The sequence below is a fragment of the Pseudomonas sp. Pse35 genome, from assembly GCF_024519715.1.
Taxonomy (GTDB): Bacteria; Pseudomonadota; Gammaproteobacteria; order Pseudomonadales; family Pseudomonadaceae; genus Aquipseudomonas; species Aquipseudomonas paracarnis.
The window spans coordinates 1-22,192 of record NZ_JALJRP010000036.1 but is presented as its reverse complement, the minus strand read 5'-3'; the positions used below and the strand labels follow the sequence as shown (position 1 = coordinate 22,192).

Annotated in this window: 20 protein-coding genes and 1 riboswitch; of the genes, 12 read left to right on the top strand and 8 right to left on the bottom strand. The window is 61.0% G+C overall.

Going from position 1 to position 22,192, the window contains the following annotated elements:
• The first annotated feature begins 22 nt into the window (after nucleotides 1–22).
• Entirely contained in the window at nucleotides 23–568 is a 546-nt protein-coding gene (locus tag OC445_RS23050; RefSeq protein ID WP_014719402.1) for a DUF2058 domain-containing protein, read from the top strand.
• Between the two features lie 66 nt (nucleotides 569–634).
• Here OC445_RS23050 and OC445_RS23045 read toward each other — a convergent pair whose 3' ends face one another.
• The 7 genes from OC445_RS23045 to purM form a co-directional block, all read right to left on the bottom strand.
• On the bottom strand, nucleotides 635–2,755 hold the full coding sequence (locus tag OC445_RS23045; RefSeq protein WP_054897824.1) for a TonB-dependent receptor: 2,121 nt from the start codon (nucleotides 2,753–2,755) through the stop codon (nucleotides 635–637).
• A 2-nt stretch (nucleotides 2,756–2,757) separates the two neighbouring features.
• Nucleotides 2,758–3,978 (bottom strand): MFS transporter, encoded by a 1,221-nt coding sequence (locus tag OC445_RS23040; RefSeq protein ID WP_198791458.1) that lies wholly within the window; start codon nucleotides 3,976–3,978, stop codon nucleotides 2,758–2,760.
• A complete protein-coding gene (locus OC445_RS23035) occupies nucleotides 3,968–5,893 on the bottom strand; it encodes an IucA/IucC family protein (RefSeq protein WP_054920200.1) in 1,926 nt (641 codons plus the stop codon). Before OC445_RS23035 ends, OC445_RS23040 begins: the two co-directional genes overlap by 11 nt.
• A 186-nt stretch (nucleotides 5,894–6,079) precedes the next feature.
• Nucleotides 6,080–6,268: a hypothetical protein gene (locus tag OC445_RS23030; protein WP_003193064.1), complete on the bottom strand. Its 189-nt coding sequence runs from the start codon at nucleotides 6,266–6,268 to the stop codon at nucleotides 6,080–6,082.
• Between the two features lie 372 nt (nucleotides 6,269–6,640).
• Nucleotides 6,641–7,354 carry a DUF3108 domain-containing protein gene (locus tag OC445_RS23025; protein ID WP_014719399.1) on the bottom strand — a complete coding sequence of 238 codons (714 nt, stop codon included), beginning with the start codon at nucleotides 7,352–7,354 and terminating at the stop codon, nucleotides 6,641–6,643.
• Nucleotides 7,355–7,362: 8 nt separating this feature from the next.
• Nucleotides 7,363–8,013, bottom strand: a complete 651-nt coding sequence (gene purN, locus OC445_RS23020) for a phosphoribosylglycinamide formyltransferase (protein WP_003193061.1) — start codon at nucleotides 8,011–8,013, stop codon at nucleotides 7,363–7,365.
• A complete protein-coding gene (gene purM / locus OC445_RS23015; RefSeq protein WP_014719398.1) occupies nucleotides 8,013–9,071 on the bottom strand; it encodes a phosphoribosylformylglycinamidine cyclo-ligase in 1,059 nt (352 codons plus the stop codon). Before purM ends, purN begins: the two co-directional genes overlap by 1 nt.
• Nucleotides 9,072–9,412: 341 nt before the next feature.
• On the opposite strand from purM, the gene OC445_RS23010 reads away from it, so the two are divergent.
• The 5 genes from OC445_RS23010 (at nucleotide 9,413) to OC445_RS22990 (ending at nucleotide 14,015) form a co-directional block, all read left to right on the top strand.
• Nucleotides 9,413–10,453, top strand: coding sequence for a DUF2066 domain-containing protein (locus OC445_RS23010; protein ID WP_127881094.1), 1,041 nt, complete (start codon nucleotides 9,413–9,415; stop codon nucleotides 10,451–10,453).
• A 55-nt stretch (nucleotides 10,454–10,508) separates the two neighbouring features.
• Entirely contained in the window at nucleotides 10,509–11,582 is a 1,074-nt protein-coding gene (locus tag OC445_RS23005; protein ID WP_014719396.1) for an AI-2E family transporter, read from the top strand.
• Nucleotides 11,583–11,787: 205 nt separating this feature from the next.
• Nucleotides 11,788–12,492 (top strand): DnaA regulatory inactivator Hda, encoded by a 705-nt coding sequence (hda, locus tag OC445_RS23000; protein ID WP_014719395.1) that lies wholly within the window; start codon nucleotides 11,788–11,790, stop codon nucleotides 12,490–12,492.
• A 209-nt stretch (nucleotides 12,493–12,701) separates the two neighbouring features.
• Nucleotides 12,702–13,331 carry a C40 family peptidase gene (locus tag OC445_RS22995; protein WP_003193051.1) on the top strand — a complete coding sequence of 210 codons (630 nt, stop codon included), beginning with the start codon at nucleotides 12,702–12,704 and terminating at the stop codon, nucleotides 13,329–13,331.
• 144 nt (nucleotides 13,332–13,475) lie between these two features.
• Complete coding sequence (locus tag OC445_RS22990) at nucleotides 13,476–14,015, top strand: C40 family peptidase (protein WP_003193049.1); 540 nt, start codon at nucleotides 13,476–13,478, stop codon at nucleotides 14,013–14,015.
• A 123-nt stretch (nucleotides 14,016–14,138) separates the two neighbouring features.
• On the opposite strand, the gene OC445_RS22985 is transcribed toward OC445_RS22990, so the two are convergent.
• Nucleotides 14,139–15,452, bottom strand: a complete 1,314-nt coding sequence (locus OC445_RS22985; protein WP_054920198.1) for a PQQ-dependent sugar dehydrogenase — start codon at nucleotides 15,450–15,452, stop codon at nucleotides 14,139–14,141.
• Between the two features lie 99 nt (nucleotides 15,453–15,551).
• Nucleotides 15,552–15,799: riboswitch (cobalamin riboswitch) on the top strand.
• A gap of 78 nt (nucleotides 15,800–15,877) precedes the next feature.
• On the opposite strand from OC445_RS22985, the gene cobO reads away from it, so the two are divergent.
• From cobO to OC445_RS22955, 6 genes are read left to right on the top strand one after another with little or no spacing between them, the layout of a single operon-like run.
• On the top strand, nucleotides 15,878–16,489 hold the full coding sequence (gene cobO, locus OC445_RS22980) for a cob(I)yrinic acid a,c-diamide adenosyltransferase (protein WP_034128326.1): 612 nt from the start codon (nucleotides 15,878–15,880) through the stop codon (nucleotides 16,487–16,489).
• The gene (locus tag OC445_RS22975; RefSeq protein WP_054920197.1) at nucleotides 16,486–17,868 is read left to right on the top strand and encodes a cobyrinate a,c-diamide synthase; all 1,383 of its coding nucleotides are present in this window, start codon (nucleotides 16,486–16,488) and stop codon (nucleotides 17,866–17,868) included. Before cobO ends, OC445_RS22975 begins: the two co-directional genes overlap by 4 nt.
• Nucleotides 17,865–18,515: a 5,6-dimethylbenzimidazole synthase gene (gene bluB / locus OC445_RS22970; protein WP_034128328.1), complete on the top strand. Its 651-nt coding sequence runs from the start codon at nucleotides 17,865–17,867 to the stop codon at nucleotides 18,513–18,515. The genes OC445_RS22975 and bluB overlap by 4 nt, the downstream gene beginning before the upstream one ends.
• Nucleotides 18,512–19,420 (top strand): adenosylcobinamide-phosphate synthase CbiB, encoded by a 909-nt coding sequence (cbiB, locus tag OC445_RS22965; RefSeq protein ID WP_034128329.1) that lies wholly within the window; start codon nucleotides 18,512–18,514, stop codon nucleotides 19,418–19,420. Before bluB ends, cbiB begins: the two co-directional genes overlap by 4 nt.
• Nucleotides 19,413–20,402, top strand: coding sequence for a threonine-phosphate decarboxylase CobD (gene cobD / locus OC445_RS22960; protein WP_054899033.1), 990 nt, complete (start codon nucleotides 19,413–19,415; stop codon nucleotides 20,400–20,402). Before cbiB ends, cobD begins: the two co-directional genes overlap by 8 nt.
• On the top strand, nucleotides 20,399–21,850 hold the full coding sequence (locus tag OC445_RS22955; protein ID WP_198790852.1) for a cobyric acid synthase: 1,452 nt from the start codon (nucleotides 20,399–20,401) through the stop codon (nucleotides 21,848–21,850). The genes cobD and OC445_RS22955 overlap by 4 nt, the downstream gene beginning before the upstream one ends.
• Nucleotides 21,851–22,192 lie beyond the last annotated feature (342 nt).

The following is a 22,192-nucleotide window of genomic DNA, read 5'->3' as shown; positions in this document are numbered from 1 at the left end:
GTTGCCTAAGTGAGTAAGCACCATGAGCCTTTCCCTTCGCGACCAGTTGCTCAAAGCAGGTCTGGTCAACCAAAAGCAGGCCAAGCAGGTCGGCAAAGAGAAACAGAAACAGCAGCGCCTGGTCCACAAGGGCCAGGCCGAAGTCGATGATACCCAGGCGCGCCTGGCTGCTGAGGCACACGCCGAGAAGGTCAAGCGTGACCAGGAGCTGAACCGTCAGCAGCAGGAAAAAGCCGAAGCCAAGGCGCGTACCGCCCAGGTCAAGCAACTGATCGAGACCTCGCGCCTGCCCAAGCTGACCACCGAGGACTACTACAACTTCGTGGATGACAAGAAGGTCAAGCGCCTGTCGGTCAACACGCTGATGCGCAACAAGCTGAGCAACGGCTCCCTGGCTATCGTGCACCACGGCGGCGGCTACGAGGTGATCCCGCGGGAAGCGGCGCTTAAAATCCAGGAGCGCGCTCCGGAGCGTATCGTGCAGCTCAACATCCTCACCGAAAGCCAGGTGCCGGACGAGGATGATCCGTACGCCGCTTACCAGATCCCTGATGATCTGATGTGGTAAGCCGCTGGAAATGACAAACCCCGCCAAAAGGCGGGGTTTGTGTTTTAAGCGTGCAGCACCAACCGGTTACCAATCCACTGCGTAACTCAGGCTGAAGGTACGACCCTCGGCATTCGGGTACGGTGCGCGGGCGTTGGCCTGGGCGAACATGTTCTGGTAGTTGCGGTTGGTGAGGTTGTACACCGCACCTTCGAGGCGGCCTACCGGTAGCCTTACCGAGCCCAGCAGGTCGACCAGGGTGTAGCCCTGGATATCGCGACCGTTGTTGTCCTTTGCCGCAGCGTCATAATTGGCCAGGCGCATCCCCTGCAAGCGCAGGCTGTAGTCGTCACGCTCGTAGCCGACAAACGCTGTGGTCTTGGCGGGGGAGATGCGGGTGGCAGGCAGGTCGATCCACTTGCCGTTCTGCTGGGTCTCGCCTTTGGCGTAAGCGTAAGTACCACCGACGGACCATTGGTCGGTGATGTTATAGGTCAGGCCGGTTTCGACGCCACGCACGCGTTCTTTCTGATTGATCAGGCGCAGCACACGATCATTGGCATCATAGAACTGCGTGACATCCGAGGTGTTTTCGTACGCGGTGACACTGGCCTGCCACTTGTCCCAGTCGCCACGCCAGCCCAGCTCGTAACTGTCGACCTTCAAGGCCTGGGCATTGAGGTCCTGGATATCGTATTTGCTGTTCACGTCACGCAGGAAGCGCTGGATATCCGGCAGGGAAAAGCCCTGGCTGAAGTTGACGAACACATCCTGGTTGTCGGTCAGGTGGTACACCGCACCGAGGTTATAGAGCGTGTCATCGTATTTGAGCGTGCCGCCGGGCAGTGTCGCGCGGTTGCCGGTCTGGACGATTTCGCCGTATGCGATGCTGTCGGAGACCTTGCTTTCAATCCATTCGCGACGTACGCCACCGCGCAAGGTCCAGTTGTCGATGTCGTAGGAGAGCTGGCCAAAGATGGCTTTGGTGGTGGTCTCGATATCTGGACCCAGTTCGAACGTGGTACCGGTTTTCGTGTAGGTCAGGCCATTGACCCGGTATTGGTCGCCACGCTGGCGTGAGGTTTCATGGTCGTAGTCCGCGCCCCATACCAGGTTGCCCGTTGCCGGGCCGATGTCCGGCATCTGGGTATCGACCGCTGCACGCAGGCCGTAGACGTCCTGCACGCTGTTGTTATCTGACACGCCTGCCCGGCCTCGGGACAGGTCTGGAAAGAACAGGGCGTCGGCCCGCCGCCAGTAGCTTTCGATCTGCAGGCCCTGGCCGTAGAAATCCTTGTCGGCGTAGTTGAGGTTGACCGCCTGGTTGTGGGTGTAGGGTTGGTCGCCCAGGTCCAGGCCTTTTACGGCGACTGCGTTGCTGGTGATGCGGGGGTTCTTGGTGTAGCGGGTGTCTTGTTCGTCCTTGTAGTCTTGCAGCGACAGGCTGATCTTCTTGTCGTCATCAAGCTCATAGCCGAAGCGACCTTGCAGGTCGTAGGTATCGGTGTCCATGTTGCTGCCCTGGGACGTGTCCTGGGGAATGCGCTTGCCATTACCGTCGAACTGATCGTTGCGCTGCACGGTGTTGCCCGAGAGGTACCAGTCCACCGGGCCTTTGCGCCCGGTGGCGCTTTGGAACGCCTGGTAAGCGAACCCCTTGTGGCTGAGGTTGTTGCCGGCGGTCATGCCGATCTTGCTGCTGAACGCCAGGTCTTCACCTTGGTTGCGTTTGGTGATGATGTTGATGATGCCGCCCGATGCGCCTGCGCCGTAGACACTGCTGGCGCCGGAGATCACTTCGATACGCTCGATGCTTTCCGGTGCCACGCTGTTGAGCTGGCGGAAGTTATCGCGCGTGGCGTTTTGCGAAACCCCGTCGATCAGGATCAGGGTATTGCGCCCGCGAAGCGTCTGGCCGAAGTTGCTCATGCCGCCGCTGGAAGGGGCAATGCCAGGCACCAGTTGGCCGAGGATATCTGCAACCCGACGTCCTGCCCCGGTCTGCTGGCGGATTTGCGCTTCATTGATCACCTGCACTGAGCCTGGAATCTGCGCAATGCTGGTTTCGCTGCGCGTGGCCGATACCACTGTCGCCTGCAGTTGCAGACTGGTCGGGGCTGCCTGTGTCTGCTCTGTCTGATCGGCCCAGGCAGGGGCACTTATTGACCCAAGAAGTGGCAGCAGTACTGCCCATTGCGATGTGTTCATGATCATGTCTCAGAGTTATTAGAAGTATTGACAGAAAAATCGGATGTCTCAGGCGCTCGCGCAAACGAACGGATGGCGCGGATACTCACGGCGGCCAAGGCATAGGTCAGTGCGACCAGCCAGAAGCTGTGTGCCAGGCCTACCCACCCCATGCCGATACCGCCCAACAATGCGCCGCACAGCGCACCAGCTTTCGCGGCGCTGTTGCCCATGCCCAGGGCAAAACCCTGCTGTCTGTGCGCTACGGTAGTGGCGATCAGTGTGTAGGCCACGGGCAACAAAGCCCCCTGCCACACGCCCCACAGCAGCCTGCTGGCGATGAACCCCAACCACTCACTGGCCAGCGCCGTGCAGGCCAGCGTGAGCGCGCAGGCCCAGGTGACCCACTCGATGATGCGCAGCGTATGGGCTGGCTGATGTCGATCGAACAGGCGGCCCCACAACGGCGCGGACAGTGCCAGGGTCAAGGCACTGGCGCCATAGCTGGCGCCGATCAGCCACGCGGGCGCGTGCAAAACCTGGGCGACATATAAGGCGTAAAACGGTTGCGGCATCATCCTGGCTGCCTGAATTAATACGATGATCCCCAGCATCGCGCCAATCCAGCCTCTTGGGAGTGCGGCAGGCTTGGACGTGCGGGCAGGTCTCGATCGTGGTGAGTCGCTGGGTAAAAACGCGCTGATTATCGCGCACAACAGGCAGACGACGGTGGCGCTGTAGCACAGCAATGCGAAACCGGATATGTCCATGAGCCAGCCGCCCAATACCGGTCCGGCCAGGGAGCCTACAGCGGTGGCTGATTGCAGCCTGGCAAGAATGTGCCCGCGCCCACCCTCGCCGCAGCAGGCCAGTGCGTAGGCTTGGGCCGCTGCAATGAAGCCGGCCAACGCACCTTGCACCACGCGGATGACCACCAGCCACCACGGATCAGGCGTTATCGCAGCCAGCGCCTGGCACACCGCCAGTGCCAGCAATGCGCGGATGATCATGGGCTTATGGCCGGTACGGTCGCCCAGCTTCCCCCACATGGGTGTGAGAATCATCGCTGCCATCATCGGCCCGGCATACACCAGCGAAGACAGCAGGCCGGTGTACTGGGCATTTGCAGTGCCCAGCAACTTCTGGATTTGCAGCGGCCAGAACGGGCCGCTCATTTCCATCGCCCCCATCGACACCAACTGAATCACCACCAGCAGCCGCAGCGCTGTGTTGTTAGTCGGCATTGGCGGCCGCGCTCAACGGGTTAGGCAACCGCCCGACGATATCGGCATGACTCTCCAGCAGGCGCATGCGCATGAACGACTTGGCCGGCCATGCTTGCTCCAGCAGTGCTTCGCGCTCGGTGGCCCAGCGCTGCGGATCAACCTGCGAGCGCATGTCGTCAAAACACTGGCTGACCTGAGCTGACAGTTCATTCCAGAGCAGCGCCTGGGGGATGTCGAAGTGGCGCGCGGCAAGCAGGATGAGCTCGCCCAGATGGCACATGAAAACGGTGTGCAGCAGCTTGTCCCGTACGAAACCTGCGTCGTCGTACAGCGTCATCTTCGGGTCGTGCAGTTCAATGTCCAGGCCGTGGGCGTGCAAGGTTTTGCGGTCGATTCGGATATCGCCGAAGTCGCGCAACAGAAGACGGCTCAATTGTCCGTCTGCGGCCATCACCATGAAGGAGTTCTGTTGATGGGCCTCAAAAGCGATGCCGTAGCGTAAATACATGCCCAGCAGCGCCGGCACACTGATCGCCGCGTAATCATGGAAGAAGGCGAGCATGGCCGCCGCGTCATCCTTGCCTTGGCTCAGGCGCACCCATTGGCGCAGCAGCGGCTGGCCGTGTTGATCAATGGCAAACAGGCTGCCCACCGGCACGGCCATTTCGTCCGGCTGGAGCTGGCTCTGGGGATTGTCGCGATAGAGCACCGCCAAGTGGCGGGAGTGCTCGTCATTGGCCGGTTGTGGCTGGAAATGCACACCGATCCGCTCGGGAACGATGTTCAGGCATTTTTGAATCGCAGGCTCGCGTTCCAGGATGCTCAGCAGCAGATGGCTGATCCGTGGGCCCATGCGCGCTGAACGCGGCGATACGGTGCGCTGTACGCTGGTCAGGCGCAGTGACACGGGCAGTTTGACCATCGGTGCATCGCGACGGCCTTCAGGCAACACGGTTCTGAATGACATGGTGGGGTGGGCAGTAAACGCGACGATATCGGTCAGCACCAGCAGTTTGTCGCCGATTTCGTTGGCGAACAGTTGAGGCAACTCCTGGCGTGCCTGCCAAGGGTGGGCAGGCAACGGCAGATAATCGTCTGCCTGAAGGCCCTGCGCTTGCAGGGCTGCGGTCAATTGCCGTGCTGCCTGCGGGAAGTGCTCGCTCCACCACTGCCAGTAGTCGGCGGTACCGGCCAACTTTTCGACATGGGCAAACTGGCGATGCAGCGCGCACAGCAGCACCGGGAAGCGTGCTTCGAACTCCGGCGAATAGTTGATGACTTGTGCGGTATTCAGGCCCAGCTTGGTCTTGTAGTTGGGGTGCCATGGGTGACCCAATGTTCCCCACTGTTCAAGCACGGAAGTCGGGTTGATAACGCTCGGGCTGTTCTTGAGATGACTCAGCAGGTTGTCTTGATGCACCGGGTCCATTGACGCATGCAGCTTGAGCGTCCATTGCTCATGGAAGGCGAGGCACAAGGTGTCGTTGATGAAGCTGTCGTCGATCTCTACGTTGAGGCGGTTGAGCACTTCCCGGTCGGCAGGCGACTCGAGGCTGGCGTTAAGCAACGTCAACAACTGTGAGGGGAACTGGATTTTCTGTTCGGGCTGGCCTTCGCGCAACAGGATGACTTCGCCACGCAGGTCCCAGCTTGCCATGCGGCCAGGGTGCAAATGTTCGAAACGCAATCGGGCCTGGCAAGCCAGTGTCAGCGAGCAATGGCCATGTTCGTCATAAAGGAGAGTGCTGGGGTCCAGCAGGCTTTCACGAAACAATGCTTGGATCAGGCGTTGGAAGCTACGTTCGGCGGCAGGTGCCAGCGTATTGATCAGGGCTTCGAGGCTGACGTGGCTGGCCTTAAATTGCGCAGTGGCAAGTGCTTCGCTCCAGCGTTCCAGTAACGCGTTTTCTGGCTTGCTGCTATTTCCATGCATCTAATTGATTCCCTGATTCGTGAGCCTGAATGAAAAGCGAACGAATGATATCGAGAATCATTATTTGTGTGTGTTTTTGTTACATTAATTTATGGCGATTATTGACAAAAAAACCGCGCCCCAAAGGCGCGGTTTCTCGTAAACGGCCCGGCTGCGTGGGCCGGGCGTCCACATGATTTCAGAGCTTCAGGAGCTTTTTGCCTGGCGTTGCAGTTCGAGAGTTTCGAGCTCGTTTTTATAGTTGTGGGCGTCGCTCTCGTTGTGAAACATGCCGACCAATACGTCTTGCTGATGGACATCCCAGATGTGAATCCCGTGGCCTACTGCTTCATGGGACATATGTTCATCGTCGCGTTCAGTTACTTTTACAGTCATCTGCTTGCTCCAATCTCTGGTTGATCTGCGGCAAGTCGTCGCAGGCCTCTGTTATATGATTTGTTAGCTTGCTAAGTAAACTGATTTTGCGCGCAATAATTCATTGCGGGGAACGCAACAATGCTGCAGGCCTTGTAAACTGTGACATTGCGCCGCAGCTGCAAGGGATTTATGACAAAAGTTTCATGTTGGGATCGGCCTGTTTATCGGGGTTGACCCTGCCGCCGCTATCGCAGGCAAGCCAGCTCCCACCGGGAAATGCATTCCAATGTGGGAGCTGGCCTACCTGCGAGTGGTAGTGGCTCCCCCTGAAATCCCAGGCAAAAAAAAGCCCCGCATTCAGCGAGGCTCTTTTCCAGCACGTCAGCGCAATCAGCTGCCTTTGACGGCCTTACCGTCAACGGTGCCATCCTGCAGCATGATGTTGTATTCCTTGCCGTCAGTCTCGACCTGACGCAGGGCAACCAGAATGCCGCCCTGGTCCTTGGCAAACCACATCTGCGTGATGCGCTTGCTCTGCGACGGGTCGCGCACGCGCTCGACCTTGATCGCGTCGATCGAACCGACCTTGGTCTGGACCTTTTCCGAGCCGATCACGCGGAAGTCGTAGGTATCGGTATCAGTACCCTCAACCACGCGGTAGCTCATGCTCTTCTTGCCCGCGGCAACATCGCGTTGCAGAGCAAGTTGGTAGGTGGACTTGTCGAGCATGCCGCTTTCGAGCGTGACATTGACCGGGTCTTTGTTTTCAAAGCCGGTGACTTTCTTGGCGCTCTGGTCGAAGTCCAGGTTGATCTTCTTCGCCTTGCCCAGGCCGCCGCGTTCGAAGCTGTAGCTCTTGGGTTGCAGGGTGTCCTTGTCGAACAGGATCACACTGGTTTCGGTCAGGCTGGCAATCATCATCGAGGCCTTGAAATTCAAGGTCCAGGTACCGTCGCCATTCTTGCTCAGGCTGCGTTCAGCCGAACCGCTCATGGGCAGTTGTTTCCAGTCGGCGGTGTAGCTGACGGAGAAGGGGTGAAGGTCTGCCGCTTGTACGGCAGGCAAAGCGAACAGCGCAAAAGCGAAAAGCAGGGCGCGACGCATAAAATCTCCTAGGTTCGAATCAAGTGGCCGCTGGCCGCGAGTAACTGGCCGTCCAATAATGCACCCTGGTCGCCAAGAATCAACCGTCCTTCGGCAAACCAGCGAACAGCCAGCGGGTAAATCCTGTGTTCCTGGGTATGAACCCGTTGCGCAAGCGTCTGCGCCGAGTCGCCTGACTCTACCGGAACCACTGCCTGTACGACCAGAGGCCCGCCATCGAGTTCCTCGGTCACAAAGTGCACGCTGCAGCCATGCTCACTGTCGCCGGCGTCGAGGGCGCGCTGGTGGGTGTGCATGCCTTTGTACTTGGGCAGCAGGGAAGGGTGGATATTGAGCAGGCGCCCTTCGTAGTGCCGGACGAAATCTGCGCTGAGGATGCGCATGAAACCCGCAAGGACCACGAGTTTGGGGTTGAAGGCGTCGATCAGTTCGATCAAGGCGCTGTCGAAGGCCTCGCGACCGTCGAACGCCTTATGATCCAGGGAGCGAGTATCGATACCCGCGTCACGGGCGCGTTGCAGACCGTAGGCGTCGCTGCGGTTGGAAATCACCGCAGCGATGCGCACCGGGCTGTCGCCGGTGCGCGTGCTGTCGATCAGGGCCTGCAAGTTACTGCCGGTGCCGGAAAGCAGCACCACGACATCACAGGTCTGGGGCATCAGTGAGCCTTGAGGTTCTTCAGTTCAACCTGGGCTGCGCCTTCGGCAGCAGTGGCGATCTGGCCAATGACCCAAGGTTGCTCGCCGGCTTCACGCAGCACGTTCAGTGCGGTTTCAACGTGTTCCTGCGCAACGCATATCACCATGCCTACGCCGCAGTTCAGCACGCGGTGCATTTCGGTTTCGTTGACGTTGCCTTTTTCCTGCAGCCAATCGAAGACAGCCGGGCGCTGCCAGCTGGCCACGTCGACAATCGCCTGGGCGCCTTTTGGCAGTACGCGCGGGATGTTGTCCAGCAGGCCGCCACCGGTAATGTGGGCCATGGCCTTGACGGCGCCGGTGTCCTTGATCAGCTTGAGCAGTGGCTTGACGTAGATGCGGGTCGGCGCCATCAGCAGGTCGGTCAGTGGCTTGCCGTCGAGCTGGATGTTCTCGATGTCGGCGCCGGACACTTCGATGATCTTGCGGATCAGCGAGTAGCCGTTGGAGTGCGGGCCGGACGATGGCAGGGCGAGCAGGGCGTCACCAGCAGCTACTTTGGAGCCGTCGATGATCTCGGCTTTTTCCACCACACCGACACAGAAGCCGGCCAGGTCGTAGTCTTCGCCTTCGTACATGCCTGGCATTTCAGCGGTTTCACCGCCGACCAGGGAGCAACCCGACAATTCGCAGCCGGCGCCGATGCCGGTCACGACCTGGGTCGCGGTCTCGACATTGAGCTTGCCGGTGGCGTAGTAGTCGAGGAAGAACAGCGGCTCGGCGCCGCACACCACCAGGTCGTTGACGCACATGGCGACCAGGTCGATGCCAATGCTGTCGTGCTTGTTCAGGTTCAGGGCCAGGCGCAGCTTGGTGCCTACGCCGTCGGTGCCGGACACCAGTACAGGCTGCTTGTAGCCGGCCGGGATTTCGCAGAGGGCGCCAAAACCGCCCAGGCCACCCATGACTTCAGGGCGCGCAGTGCGCTTGGCGACGCTCTTGATGCGTTCGACCAATGCTTCACCGGCGTCGATGTCTACACCGGCGTCCTTGTAGCTCAGGGAGGGTTGCTTGCTCATGATCCAGGCCTTTAGGGGGGATTTCTGGGTAACGACCGGGCGGGCGGGGGCTTTTGGAAAGGGCCCTGCCGTTGACGGCCTGCGAAGGCGCGCGATTTTATCAGGCTTGAGGGGCAGCGGCCATCCTCGGGCCGACGGGCAGGGCATATGAGCTCAAAAAAATGCAAATCGGGCCGGTAATCGTGCGTATTAAGGTATAGCCTTGAGCTCGCTAGCGTTATGACAGTATGAAAACTTACCGGGACCCTGTGAATGTTTTACCGGTCGCTGTGTCACAGCCTTGCCAAACCGAGATCACGCGGTCTGTTCCAACCGCTAAATTTGTCGTTCGGGAATCTTCCATGCGTCTGTGTAAATTCTTCTTTGTGGGCTGTTTGTCGTTGGTCAGCCTGGCGAGTCATGCCGAAACCCTCAATGGCCTCTATCAAGTACTTGAACCGGTCAGCAGCCAGTCGCCCCAAGAGCGCGACCAGGCCACCCAGCGTGCCGTGCAGACCCTGGTGATCCGCCTGACCGGCGACGCCAAGGCCGCCGATGGCCCGGGCCTGGCAGCGATCCGCAAAGACCCGCAACAAATCATCAGCCAGTACGGCTACGACGCCGGCCCGCCGGAAAGCCTGCAAGTAGACTTCGACCCGGTCAGCACCGACCGCGCATTGCGTGATGCCGGCCTGTCGATCTGGGGCAGCAACCGGCCGTCGATCCTGGGTTGGTGGCTGAACGATTCAACTGAAGGCAGCAGCCTGGTCGGCGATGGCCAGGCCGTTGCCCAGGCCCTGCGCCGAGCCGCGCAACACAGGGGGCTGCCGCTGCGCTTGCCGTTGGGAGACCTGGATGAACAGGTAGTCGCCACCGCGCCGAATCTTGAAAGCCCCGACGCCACGCCTTTGCGCGCAGCCTCCGAGCGTTACGGTGCCGATGCTTTGCTGGCGGTGCATGCGCGCCAGGAAGGCAGTCAATGGCAGGCCAAATGGCGCCTGTGGCTGGGCGACAAGGCTGAGGAGGGCACCGCCCAAGGCGCTGACACGGCTGCGCTCGCCGATGCGGTATTGCTGGCGGTCAGCCAAAAGCTGGCGCCACGCTTTGCGGTCAAGCCGGGCGTGAGCACTGAGCAACTGCTTGAGGTACAAGGCATGAACCTTGAGCGCTACGCCGCCCTGGGTCGTTTGCTGGAGCCCTTTGGCGGCCAGCCGCAGTGGGTGGATGGCAACCGGATTGTGTATCGCGTCAATGGCAGCGCCGAACAATTGCGCACCCAATTGAGCCTGGCCAAGCTGCAGGAAATTCCTGCTGGCGAAGCCCCGGCCCAGCCAGCCGTGATCGGTGGCACGCAACCGGCTGTTGCACCTGAGCCCCAGGCGCAACTGCGTTTTCGTTGGTAACTAGTGGTCCTCCTTCTATATAGAAGAAGGGCGTAAAAAACAGATGGAGTGGTTTATGGCGGATACGCGTCGTTGGGTGTGGCTTGGCGGGATTGTCCTGCTGTGCGGTTTTGTGTTCTTGCTGCATTCGATCCTGACGCCGTTCCTGGTGGCGCTACTGCTCGCCTATCTGTTCGATCCCGTGGTGGATCGCCTGGAAAAAGTCGGCATGTCGCGCACCTGGGGCGTGATCACGGTGTTTGCGCTGTTCACGTTGATCATCACGGCGCTGGTGTTGATATTGGTGCCGATGTTGGCCAAGCAGCTGTTCCGCCTCTATGAACTGGCGCCGCAGATGCTCGACTGGTTGCAGCACACGGCGATGCCGTGGGCCCAGTCCAAGTTCGGGCTGGCGGATGGCTTCTGGAAGTTCGACAAGGTCAAGGCAGCTATCAGCGAGCACATGGACAAGACCACCGATATCGTCACGGTGGTGCTCAGCCAGGCGACTGCGTCGAGCCTGGCGCTGATCGGCTGGTTGACCAACCTGGTGCTGATCCCGGTGGTGGCGTTCTACCTGCTGCGAGACTGGGACATCATGATGGCCAAGATCCGCAGCCTGCTCCCCCGCGACCGGGAAGAGCGTGTTGTTTCCCTGGCAGCGGAGTGTCATGAGGTATTGGGTGCGTTCGTGCGTGGCCAGTTGCTGGTGATGCTGGCCCTGGGGGTGATTTACGCTGCCGGCCTGATGGCGATCGGCTTGGAGCTGGGGCTGTTGATCGGCTTGATCGCGGGCCTGGCGGCCATCGTGCCCTACATGGGCTTTGTGATCGGTATCGGCGCGGCGCTGGTGGCCGGGCTGTTCCAGTTCGGCGGCGACCTGTACCCGATGCTGGGGATTGTCGCAGTGTTCATGGTGGGCCAGGCCTTGGAAGGCATGGTGCTGACGCCGCTGCTGGTGGGCGATCGGATCGGCCTGCACCCTGTGGCAGTGATCTTTGCGATTTTGGCGGGTGGCGAGCTGTTCGGCTTCACCGGCATCCTGTTGGCGCTGCCGGTGGCGGCGGTGATCATGGTGCTGGTGCGCCATGTGCACGACCTGTACAAGGATTCGGACGTGTATACCGGGGTGGATGAGCCCGAGTTGTAATCGCGGTGTCACAAACCCGGCCCTGGCCGGGTTTGTTGTTTCTGGCCCCGGGGTGCGTCAAACAAACTGCGTAAAACCGCCGGGTTAACGCAAACCTTTGATTTTGCTTGTGGTCTGCTGCATTGTGCGCCCGGCGTCACGGGTATAAACTTTGCAAACTTTACATAGAGGCCACTAACGGTTCGATGGGAGCCGTTCAGTCAGCATGAAACCGATTCAGCTGCCCCTAGGTGTGCGTCTGCGTGATGACGCTACCTTTATCAACTACTACCCAGGCGCCAATGCCGCTGCACTCGGCTATGTGGAGCGGCTTTGCGAAGCCGACGCCGGGTGGACTGAAAGCCTGATCTATCTGTGGGGCAAGCATGGCGTAGGGCGTACCCACCTGCTGCAGGCCGCATGCCTGCGTTTCGAGCAGACGGGCGAGCCGGCGGTCTACCTGCCCTTGGCCGAGTTGATGGACCGCGGGATCGGCATCTTCGATAACCTTGAGCAATATGAACTGGTGTGTCTCGACGACCTGCAGGCAGTGGCCGGCAAGCCGGAGTGGGAAGAGGCGCTGTTTCATCTGTTCAACCGCTTGCGCGATAGCGGCCGGCGCTTGCTGATCGCTGCGTCCACCTCGCCGCGTGAACTGCCGGTGAAGCTGGCTGACCTCAAGTCGCGCCTGACCCTGGCGTTGATCTTCCAGATGCGCCCGTTATCCGATGAGGACAAGCTGCGTGCGTTGCAACTGCGCGCTTCCCGTCGTGGCCTGCACCTGACTGACGAAGTCGGGCACTTTATCCTCACCCGTGGCACCCGCAGCATGAGCGCGCTGTTCGATTTGCTTGAGCAACTCGACCAGGCTTCCTTGCAGGCACAAAGAAAATTGACGATCCCTTTCCTGAAAGAAACTTTGGGCTGGTAAGGTCTTGATTTCCCGTGTGTCGGCATTTTCAAGGCGTCAGAAAACCTGCGTTTGAGCCCGAGGGGCTACGCAACTGAACCGAAAAATGGAATCACGGCTTAGATGGCATAGTCGAAACGATAAGTCACATAGATCGCGATTGAATTTGCAAATCGATGTGATAGAGGGCATAGTCTCGGCTTCTTTACACATCAGCCACGGCCGTGCCCATGCTAAATCGCTTCGCACCCCTCGTGCCTCTCGCACTCGTTACCCTGTTGTTTGGTTGCGCCTCCCACCCTCAGCAGGTGGCAGAACAGCAAAAACCACAGGTTCAAAATCAGGCAAAGTTCGTTGCTGCACAGTCTGCTTCTGTTTATGAAGAAGAGGTGGCAACCGAAAAAGAACTCGCCGAGTTCTCTGACAGCAAGCCTTACCAACTGCCTCTTCTGGCCGATAGTATCCTTGAGCGCGGCATGTCCTTGATCGGTACCCGTTACCGTTTCGGCGGGACCTCTGAAGCCGGTTTTGATTGCAGTGGGTTCATTGGCTACCTGTTTCGTGAAGAAGCCGGCATGAATCTGCCGCGCTCTACACGCGAGATGATCAACGTGAATGCACCGTTGGTCGCGCGCAACAACCTCAAGCCCGGTGATCTGCTTTTCTTTAGTACCAGTGGCCGCGGTCGTGTCAGTCACGCCGGTATCTACCTGGGCGATAACCAATTTATCCACTCCAGCAGCCGCCGCAGTGGTGGTGTTCGGGTCGATAACCTGGGTGACAGCTACTGGAGCAAAACCTTCATCGAAGCCAAGCGTGCACTCGCCATGGCTCCGACTACGGTTACCGCTAGTAAGTAAAGTTAAAGTGATACTTGAAGTTTGACGTGTAAGCGCTAGAATCCCTGGACATTGTTGTCATCCGTTCGCGCGAGCTTTGCTTGCGCGTTCTGGTTTTCAACGTTCGGCAGCGAAAGCCGCATCCAGACCAGGATTGTTCTGCACATGTCGACCTCGGCCCGCCTGATGCTTATTGTTTGCGCCGCGCTGCTCAGCGCCTGCGCCAGCCGTACACCGCCGCCCGCGCCCGTCGCGGTCAAGCCTAAGCCGGTGTTCAACTATGCCACCCAGAATTTCTCGCCTGCTGCCGAAGACGTGCTCTTTCGTGCGCTGGGCCTGGTCGGCACACCTTACCGCTGGGGCGGCAACACACCGGACTCGGGGTTTGATTGCAGTGGCCTGATCGGCTTTGTATTCCGCGACGCTGCCGGCATCTCATTGCCGCGCACCACCCGTGAATTGATCGTGATGCGTGCCCAGGACGTCAGCGAACAAAACCTGCAAACCGGCGACCTGCTGTTCTTCGCCACCGGTGGTGGTTCGCGGGTCAGCCATGCGGGCATCTATGTGGGGGAGGGCCGCTTCGTACACGCGCCTCAAACCGGCGGTACGGTGAAGCTGGATACGCTATCCAAAGCGTATTGGCAGAATGCCTACCTGAGCGCCAAGCGCGTGTTGCCAGGAAATCTGGCGCGTAACCCCTGAATCAATAAAACTCCAAAATGTGGGAGCGGGCTTGCCCGCGAATGCAGTGTGTCAGTCAACGGATTGGTTGGCTGGGCCACCGTAATCGCGGGCAAGCCCGCTCCCACATTGGTGTGTGGCGATTTACTTAACAGCCGACACTCGCCAAACCTTATTGCCCACATCATCGGCCACCAGCAAATCCCCCTGCTGATCTATCACCACGCCGACCGGCCGGCCCATGGCTTTCTCATCGCTATCAAGAAACCCCGTCAGCACATCCACCGGTTGCCCTTTCGGCTGGCCCCCTTCGAAGGGCACGAAAATCACCTTGTAGCCACTGTGCGGCTTGCGGTTCCAGGAACCATGCTGGCCGATAAATGCGCCATTACTGAAGGGAGCGGGCAGTTTGCTGCCCTCGGCGAAGGTCAGCCCCAGCGACGCAGTATGAGGGCCTACCGCATAGTCGGGAGCGATGGCCTTGGCGACCATGTCCAGGTTCTGCGGGGTGACACGCACATCCACATGCTGGCCGTAATAACTGAAGGGCCAGCCGTAGAAGCCGCCATCCTTGACCGAGGTGATGTAATCCGGCACCAGGTCACTGCCGATCTCATCGCGTTCGTTGACCGCCGTCCACAGCTTGCCGCTCTGTGGCTCCCACGCCATGCCGTTGGGGTTGCGCAGGCCGGAGGCAAAAATGCGGTGTTGGCCGCTGGCGCGGTCGACTTCCCAAATGGCGGCGCGGCCCTGTTCGGCTTCCAGGCCGTTTTCGCCGACGTTGCTGTTGGAGCCGACGCTCACGTACAGCTTGCTGCCGTCCTGGCTGGCCACCACATTTTTGGTCCAGTGGTGGTTCAAGGGGCCGCCCGGTAAGTCCACTACCTTGGCGCCTGGGGCTGTGATTGCGGTTTCACCCGGCTGATAGGGGAAGCGCAGCAACTTATCCGAATCGGCCACATACAGGTCGTTGCCTACCAAGGTCATGCCAAACGGAGAATTGAGGTTCTCCAGGAACACCGTGCGAGTTTCTGCCACACCGTCATGGTCGGCATCGCGCAGCAAGGTAATACGGTTCGGGCTCGGCACCCCGGCGCCAGCGCGATCCATGACCTTTTCCATCACCCAGCCACGTACGCCTTTGGCATCGTCCGGCTTGGGCGGTGCATTGGTCTCGGCCACCAGCACGTCGCCGTTGGGCAGCACGTAGAGCCAGCGCGGATGATCCAGGCCTTCGGCGAACGCGGCCACTTGGGTACCGGCGGCGGCGATGGGCTTGGCGCCTTCGGGCCAGCCGATGGCCGGGGCGATATTGACGGTGGGGATCAGCGTCTTGTTCGGCTCCGGCAACTTGGGCGAGGGACCGGTGCCATCGGCGACCTGCAGGGTCGAGCTTTCGCCGCACGCGGCGAGGCTGCCTGCAAGCATGATCAGTAGGGCGAGTCGGGTTTTAGGCATGGTTTTCTCCTTGATACCTGTAGGGGTAGAGAAGCACGAACGGCAGATGGTTCAAGTACAAGGCCAGCTTTAATTGACGCTCCACCCCCAACCCACTAACCTTCGCGGCTTGTTCCAGGTGCTCTGTGGCGCGCGCGTCGACAGAGTGAAACAGGGAAGCCGGTGAGTGAGCGCACTTGTACACAGTGCCGCCGCGATTCCGGCGCTGCCCCCGCAACGGTAAATGAGTCAAGACGGTGCTGTTTGCCACTGTATCGCGTGCGATATGGGAAGGCGCACCCTCGGCTGCTTGCTATCAAAAGCGCCACTCATGAGCCCGGAGACCGGCCTGGATCATCCAACAGCATCACGGTGGGCGATGCTTGGCTGTCTGTTTTTTCTTTTTCCTGCCCGCCGTTTTTGTCCAGCCCCAACGGAGAGCTGCCATGACTGATTCCCCCGACCGCGACGAACGCCACTTGGCGCGCATGCTGCGCAAAAAAGCCGTGATTGACGAGCGCATCGCCAATTCCCCCAATGAGTGCGGCCTGCTGCTGGTGCTGACCGGCAATGGCAAAGGCAAGAGCAGTTCGGCGTTCGGCATGTTGGCCCGGGCCATGGGGCATGGCATGCAATGCGGTGTGGTGCAGTTCATCAAGGGGCGTAACAGCACCGGCGAAGAATTGTTTTTCCGCCGCTTCCCCGAGCAGGTGCACTTTCATGTGATGGGCGAAGGCTTCACCTGGGAAACCCAGGATCGCCAGCGCGATATCGCCGCTGCCGAAGCGGCTTGGGCGGTGTCCCGGGCCATGTTGAATGACCCCTCTATCGGCTTGGTGGTGCTGGATGAACTGAACATCGCCCTCAAGCACGGTTACCTTGACCTGGACCAGGTACTCAGCGACCTGCAAGCCCGCCCGCCCATGCAGCATGTGGTGGTCACCGGCCGTGGCGCCAAGCCTGAGCTGATCGAAATGGGCGACACCGTCACCGAAATGGGCATGCTCAAGCACGCGTTCCAGGCCGGTATCAAGGCACAGAAAGGCGTCGAACTTTGAATCAGCCCCGTCATTGCCCGGCCGTATTGATCGCCGCTCCGGCGTCCGGCCAGGGCAAAACCACGGTCACCGCCGCGCTCGCCCGTTTGCACCGCAACCTGGGACGCAAGGTGCGCGTGTTCAAATGCGGGCCGGACTTTCTCGACCCGATGATCCACGAGCGTGCCAGTGGCGCGCCGGTGTACCAGTTGGACATGTGGATGGTGGGCGAGCAGGAAAGCCGCCGCCTGCTCTGGGAGGCAGCGGGGGAGGCTGACCTGATCCTCATCGAAGGCGTGATGGGCCTGTTCGACGGCACGCCTTCCAGCGCTGACTTGGCGCGGCACTTCGGTGTACCGGTGCTGGGCGTGATCGATGGCACCGCCATGGCCCAGACGTTCGGCGCTTTGGCCCTGGGGCTGGCGCGCTATCAGCCCGACCTGCCGTTCGCCGGCGTGCTGGCCAATCGCGTCGGCACCCTGCGCCATGCGCAATTGCTTGAAGGCAGCCTCACCGAGGGCTTGCGTTGGTACGGCGCGTTATCCCGTGAGACCGGCATCGAACTGCCCAGCCGCCACCTGGGCCTGGTGCAAGCCAGCGAACTGAATGACCTTGACATACGCTTGGATGCTGCCGCCCAGGCGTTGGGAAGCAGTTGCGAAGTGGCCCTGCCGCCGCCGGTGACCTTTGCCGCGCCGCAAGTGGTCGAGGCCGAGCCCTTGCTGGCCGGTGTGCGGATTGCCGTGGCCCGTGACGAAGCCTTTGCCTTTACCTACGGCGCCAGCCTGGATTTGCTGCGGGCGATGGGCGCCGAGTTGAAGTTCTTTTCACCGATCCATGATCGCCAATTGCCTCAAGCTGACAGCCTCTATCTGCCCGGCGGCTATCCGGAACTGCACCACCAGGCATTGTCGGCCAATACCTCGATGCTGGGCGCAGTTCGTGCTCATCACGCCGCTGGCAAGCCACTGCTCGCTGAATGTGGCGGCATGCTCTATCTGCTCGACTCCTTGACCGATGTGGACGGTACACGCGCCGAACTGGTTGGCTTGTTGCAAGGCGATGCGGTGATGCAGAAGAAACTCGCGGCCCTGGCGCTGCAAAGTGTCGAGCTGCCGGAGGGGACCTTGCGTGGGCATACCTATCATCATTCTCTGACCAGTACCGAATGGGCGCCGATTGCCCGTGGGCTTAGCCCTAACGGCGGGCGCGGTGCCGAGGCGGTCTATCGACAGGGGCGGATGACGGCGTCCTATGTGCACTTTTATTTTCCGTCGAATCCTGGCGCGGTGGCCGCGTTGTTCGCGCCAGACCTTGAGACAGCTATCGCAGGCAAGCCAGCTCCCACAGGGGAATGCATTCCAAATGTGGGAGGGGGCTTGCCCCCGATGAGGCCATGACTGACAACGCTTTCCCCCAAGCCGATCGCGAGGCCGTCTATCGCGCCATCGCCGAACGCCGCGACATGCGCCACTTCCGCGGTGGCAGCGTCGCGCCTGAACTGCTGCAACGCCTGCTCCACGCCGCGCACCAGGCGCCCAGTGTCGGCCTGATGCAGCCGTGGCGTTTTATCCGCATCAGCGACCGTTCGTTGCGCAGCCAGATTCAACAGTTGGTGGAAGAAGAGCGCGTGCGCACCGCCGAAGCTTTGGGCGAGCGCTCCGATGCGTTCATGAAGCTCAAGGTCGAAGGCATCAGCGACTGCGCCGAGGTACTGGTCGCCGCCTTGATGGACGATCGTGAGCGCCACATTTTCGGGCGCCGCACCTTGCCGGAAATGGACATGGCCTCGCTCTCCTGCGCCATCCAGAACCTGTGGCTGGCGGCGCGCGTGGAAGGGTTGGGCATGGGCTGGGTTTCGCTGTTCGACCCCCAGGCCCTGGCCGAGTTGCTGGGTTTGCCACCCGGTGCAAAGCCCCTGGCAGTGTTGTGCCTGGGCCCGGTGGCAGAGTTTTACCCGGCACCGATGTTGCAGCTCGAGGGCTGGGCCGAGCCGCGACCGCTAAGTGACATGCTGTATGAAAACAAGTGGGGAGTGAGTCAATGAGTGTGGCCTTGCTGTGTGTGGCTGCGGTGGCGCTGGATGCGCTGCTGGGTGAGCCCAGGCGCTGGCATCCGCTGGTGGCGTTCGGCAATTTCGCCGGGCGCATCGAGCAACGTTTCAATACTGGCGGGCGTGGCTGGCGCAGCCATGGTGTGACCGCGTGGTTTATCGCGGTGGTGCCGCTGACCCTGTTGGCCACGGCGTTGTCGTGGGCGCCTTATATTGGCTGGCTGCTGGAGATCCTGGCGCTGTACTGCGCCTTGGGCATGCGCAGCCTGGGCGAGCATGTGACGCCGGTGGCCCAGGCCCTGCGCCGTGATGACCTGGACGAAGCGCGCACGCGTGTGAGTTACCTGGTCAGCCGCCAGACCAGCGAACTGGACCGCACTGAAGTCGCGCGCGCAGCCACCGAATCGGTGCTGGAGAACGGCAGCGATGCGGTATTCGCCGCGTTGTTCTGGTTCGTGGTGGCCGGTGTGCCGGGCGTGGTGCTCTATCGTCTGAGCAACACCCTGGACGCCATGTGGGGCTATCGCAATGAGCGCTTTGAGCGCTTCGGTTGGGCAGCCGCCAGGATCGATGATGTGCTCAACTATATTCCTGCGCGCTTGGTGGCTTTAACCTACGCGCTATTGGGTAAAACCCGCCTGGCGCTCAAATGCTGGCGCACCCAGGGGCCGACCTGGGACAGCCCCAACGCCGGCCCGGTGATGGCGGCAGGGGCCGGTGCCTTGGGTGTGGAGCTCGGCGGCGCGGCGATTTATCACGGCGAGGTGCATCAGCGCCCGCCATTGGGCGAAGGCCCGCCGGCCGACGCCGATTCCATTGATCGCGGCTGGCAACTGGTGCAGCGCGGCGTATGGCTGTGGCTGCTGGTCCTGTGCGTGGGGGCGCAAATCTATGCTTGAACATGGTGGTCGGCTGCGTAAGGCCGCGATTGAGTACGGCATTGCCGAAGCGGATTGGCTCGACCTGTCCAGCGGCCTGGCGCCCTGGCCGTGGCCGATTCCCGAGATTCCCTTGCGTGCCTGGGCGCGCTTGCCGGAAACCGATGACGGCTTGGAGAAGGCTGCCAGCGAGTATTACGGTGCCGGCCCGTTGCTGCCGGTGCCGGGTTCCCAGGCAGCGATCCAACTGCTGCCGCGACTGCGTCGTTCCGGTAAGGTCGGCGTGCTTTCGCCCTGTTACGCCGAGCACGCCGAAGCCTGGCGCCGTGCCGGTTATGTGGTGCGTGAAGTGCAGGAGCAGGAAGTCGACTTCTTTCTCGACAGCCTCGACGTGCTGGTCGTGGTCAACCCCAACAACCCCACCGGCTTGAGCCTGAGCCCGCAACGCCTGCTGGACTGGCATGCGCGGCTGGCCCAGCGCGGTGGCTGGCTGGTGGTGGACGAGGCATTCATTGACGTGACCCCGGACTTGAGCCTGGCCAGCCATGCCGATCAGGTCGGCTTGATCGTGCTGCGCTCATTCGGCAAGTTCTTCGGCCTGGCCGGCGTGCGCCTGGGCTTTGTGCTGGCCGAGCGCAAGTTGCTCAAGCTGTTGGCCGAACAGGTCGGGCCCTGGGCTGTCAGTGGTCCGACGCGGGTGCTGGGCCAAGTGTGCCTGCGCGACACCGACGGGCATGCGCGCCAGCGCAGTCGTTGCATCGCAGCCGGCCAGCGTCTGTTCGAGTTGCTTGAGCGCCGCGGCCTTCAACCTCACGGTGGCTGCGCATTGTTCCAGTGGTTGATTACCCCCCACGCTGAACGGCTGTACGAGTTCATGGCCCAACGCGGCATCCTGCTGCGCTTGTTTGTGCACAACAGCAGCGTGCGCTTGGGCCTGCCCGGCACCGACGCCGACTGGCTGCGCCTTGACGAAGCCCTGGCCGCCTACAAGGACGCCACATGACCACGTTGATGGTGCAGGGCACCACCTCCGACGCCGGTAAAAGCACCCTGGTGACTGCGCTGTGTCGCTGGCTGGTACGCCAGGGCGTCTCGGTGGCGCCGTTCAAGCCGCAGAACATGGCGCTCAACAGCGCGGTGACCGCCGAAGGCGGCGAGATCGGCCGTGCCCAGGCGGTGCAGGCCCAGGCTGCCAACCTGGCACCCCACACCGACATGAACCCGGTGTTGCTCAAGCCCAACAGCGACACTGGCTCCCAAGTGATCATCCATGGCCGTGCTGTCACCAGCATGAATGCTGTGGCCTATCACGACTACAAAGCCATTGCGATGCAAGCGGTGCTGGCCTCCCACACGCGTTTGAGCCAGGCCTACCCGGTGGTGATCGTCGAAGGCGCGGGCTCACCGGCCGAGATCAACCTGCGTGCCAATGACATTGCCAACATGGGCTTCGCCGAAGCGGTGGACTGCCCGGTGCTGTTGATCTCGGACATCAACCGCGGCGGCGTGTTCGCCCATCTGGTCGGCACCCTGGAGCTGCTGTCGCCCAGTGAGCAGGCGCGGGTCAAGGGCTTCATCATCAACCGTTTTCGCGGCGATATCGCGTTGCTGCAACCAGGCCTGGACTGGCTCGAAGCGCGCACCGGCAAACCGGTCGTCGGCGTGCTGCCCTACGTGATGGACCTGCACCTAGAGGCGGAAGACGGCATCGACCAGCGCCAGATCGACAAGGCCGCCCAGGTGCTCAAGGTGGTGGTGCCGGTGCTGCCGCGCATCAGCAACCATACCGACTTCGACCCGCTGCGCTTGCACCCCCAGGTGGACTTGCAGTTCGTCGGGCCGGGCCAGGCGATACCTGCTGCTGACCTGATCATCCTGCCGGGCTCGAAAAGCGTGCGCAGTGACCTGGCCTATCTGCGTGCCAACGGCTGGGATACTGCCGTGGCGCGGCATCTGCGTTATGGCGGCAAGGTACTGGGGATCTGCGGCGGCTTGCAGATGCTCGGCGAGCAAGTCCATGACCCATTGGGCCTGGAGGGGCTTGCGGGCTCCAGTGCCGGCCTTGGGTTGCTGGCGTTCAGCACAACCCTGGAACAAGAGAAACAACTGCGCAATGTGCGTGGGCGTCTGGTATTGGAAGATGCCGACGTCAGCGGTTATGAAATCCATGCGGGGGTGACTTGCGGCGCTGCCTTGGCAAGCGCTGCGGTACTGCTGGACGATGGCCGCAGCGATGGCGCGCAGAGCCCTGATGGGCAAATTCTAGGCACCTACCTGCACGGCCTGTTCGAGACCCCGGCTGCGTGCAGCGCGTTGCTGCGTTGGGCCGGGTTGCAGGATGTGCAAGAGGTGGATTATCACGGCTTGCGCGAGCGCGATATCGAGCGGTTGGCGGACTTGGTGGAGCACCACTTGGACACCGATTTGTTGCGCAAGCTATGTGGGATCTGACGGTGTTCACACCATCTAACTGTGGGAGCTGGCTTGCCTGCGATAGCCATGTGTATCTACACAACGCTGTAGTGCTCAACGGTAACCACGATGCGAAGCGAGCCGCCCTTGATCTTGATCTGCTTTTGATCTTGATCTTAGGCGCCCCGTTAAACCACGCTGGCCGGAATTCCACAGTGATTTGGGGGGTAAACCGGCAGGGATGCCGGTTTAGCCGCCCCGCGCCATGGATGGCGCGTGGCGGCGGCCCCCCAAATCACTGGCGGATTACGGGCACACCGAGCCTGGGCGAGGTGCCGAGTGGTGGGGCAAGAGCGTTTTGCTTACTTTTGCGCTTTTCAA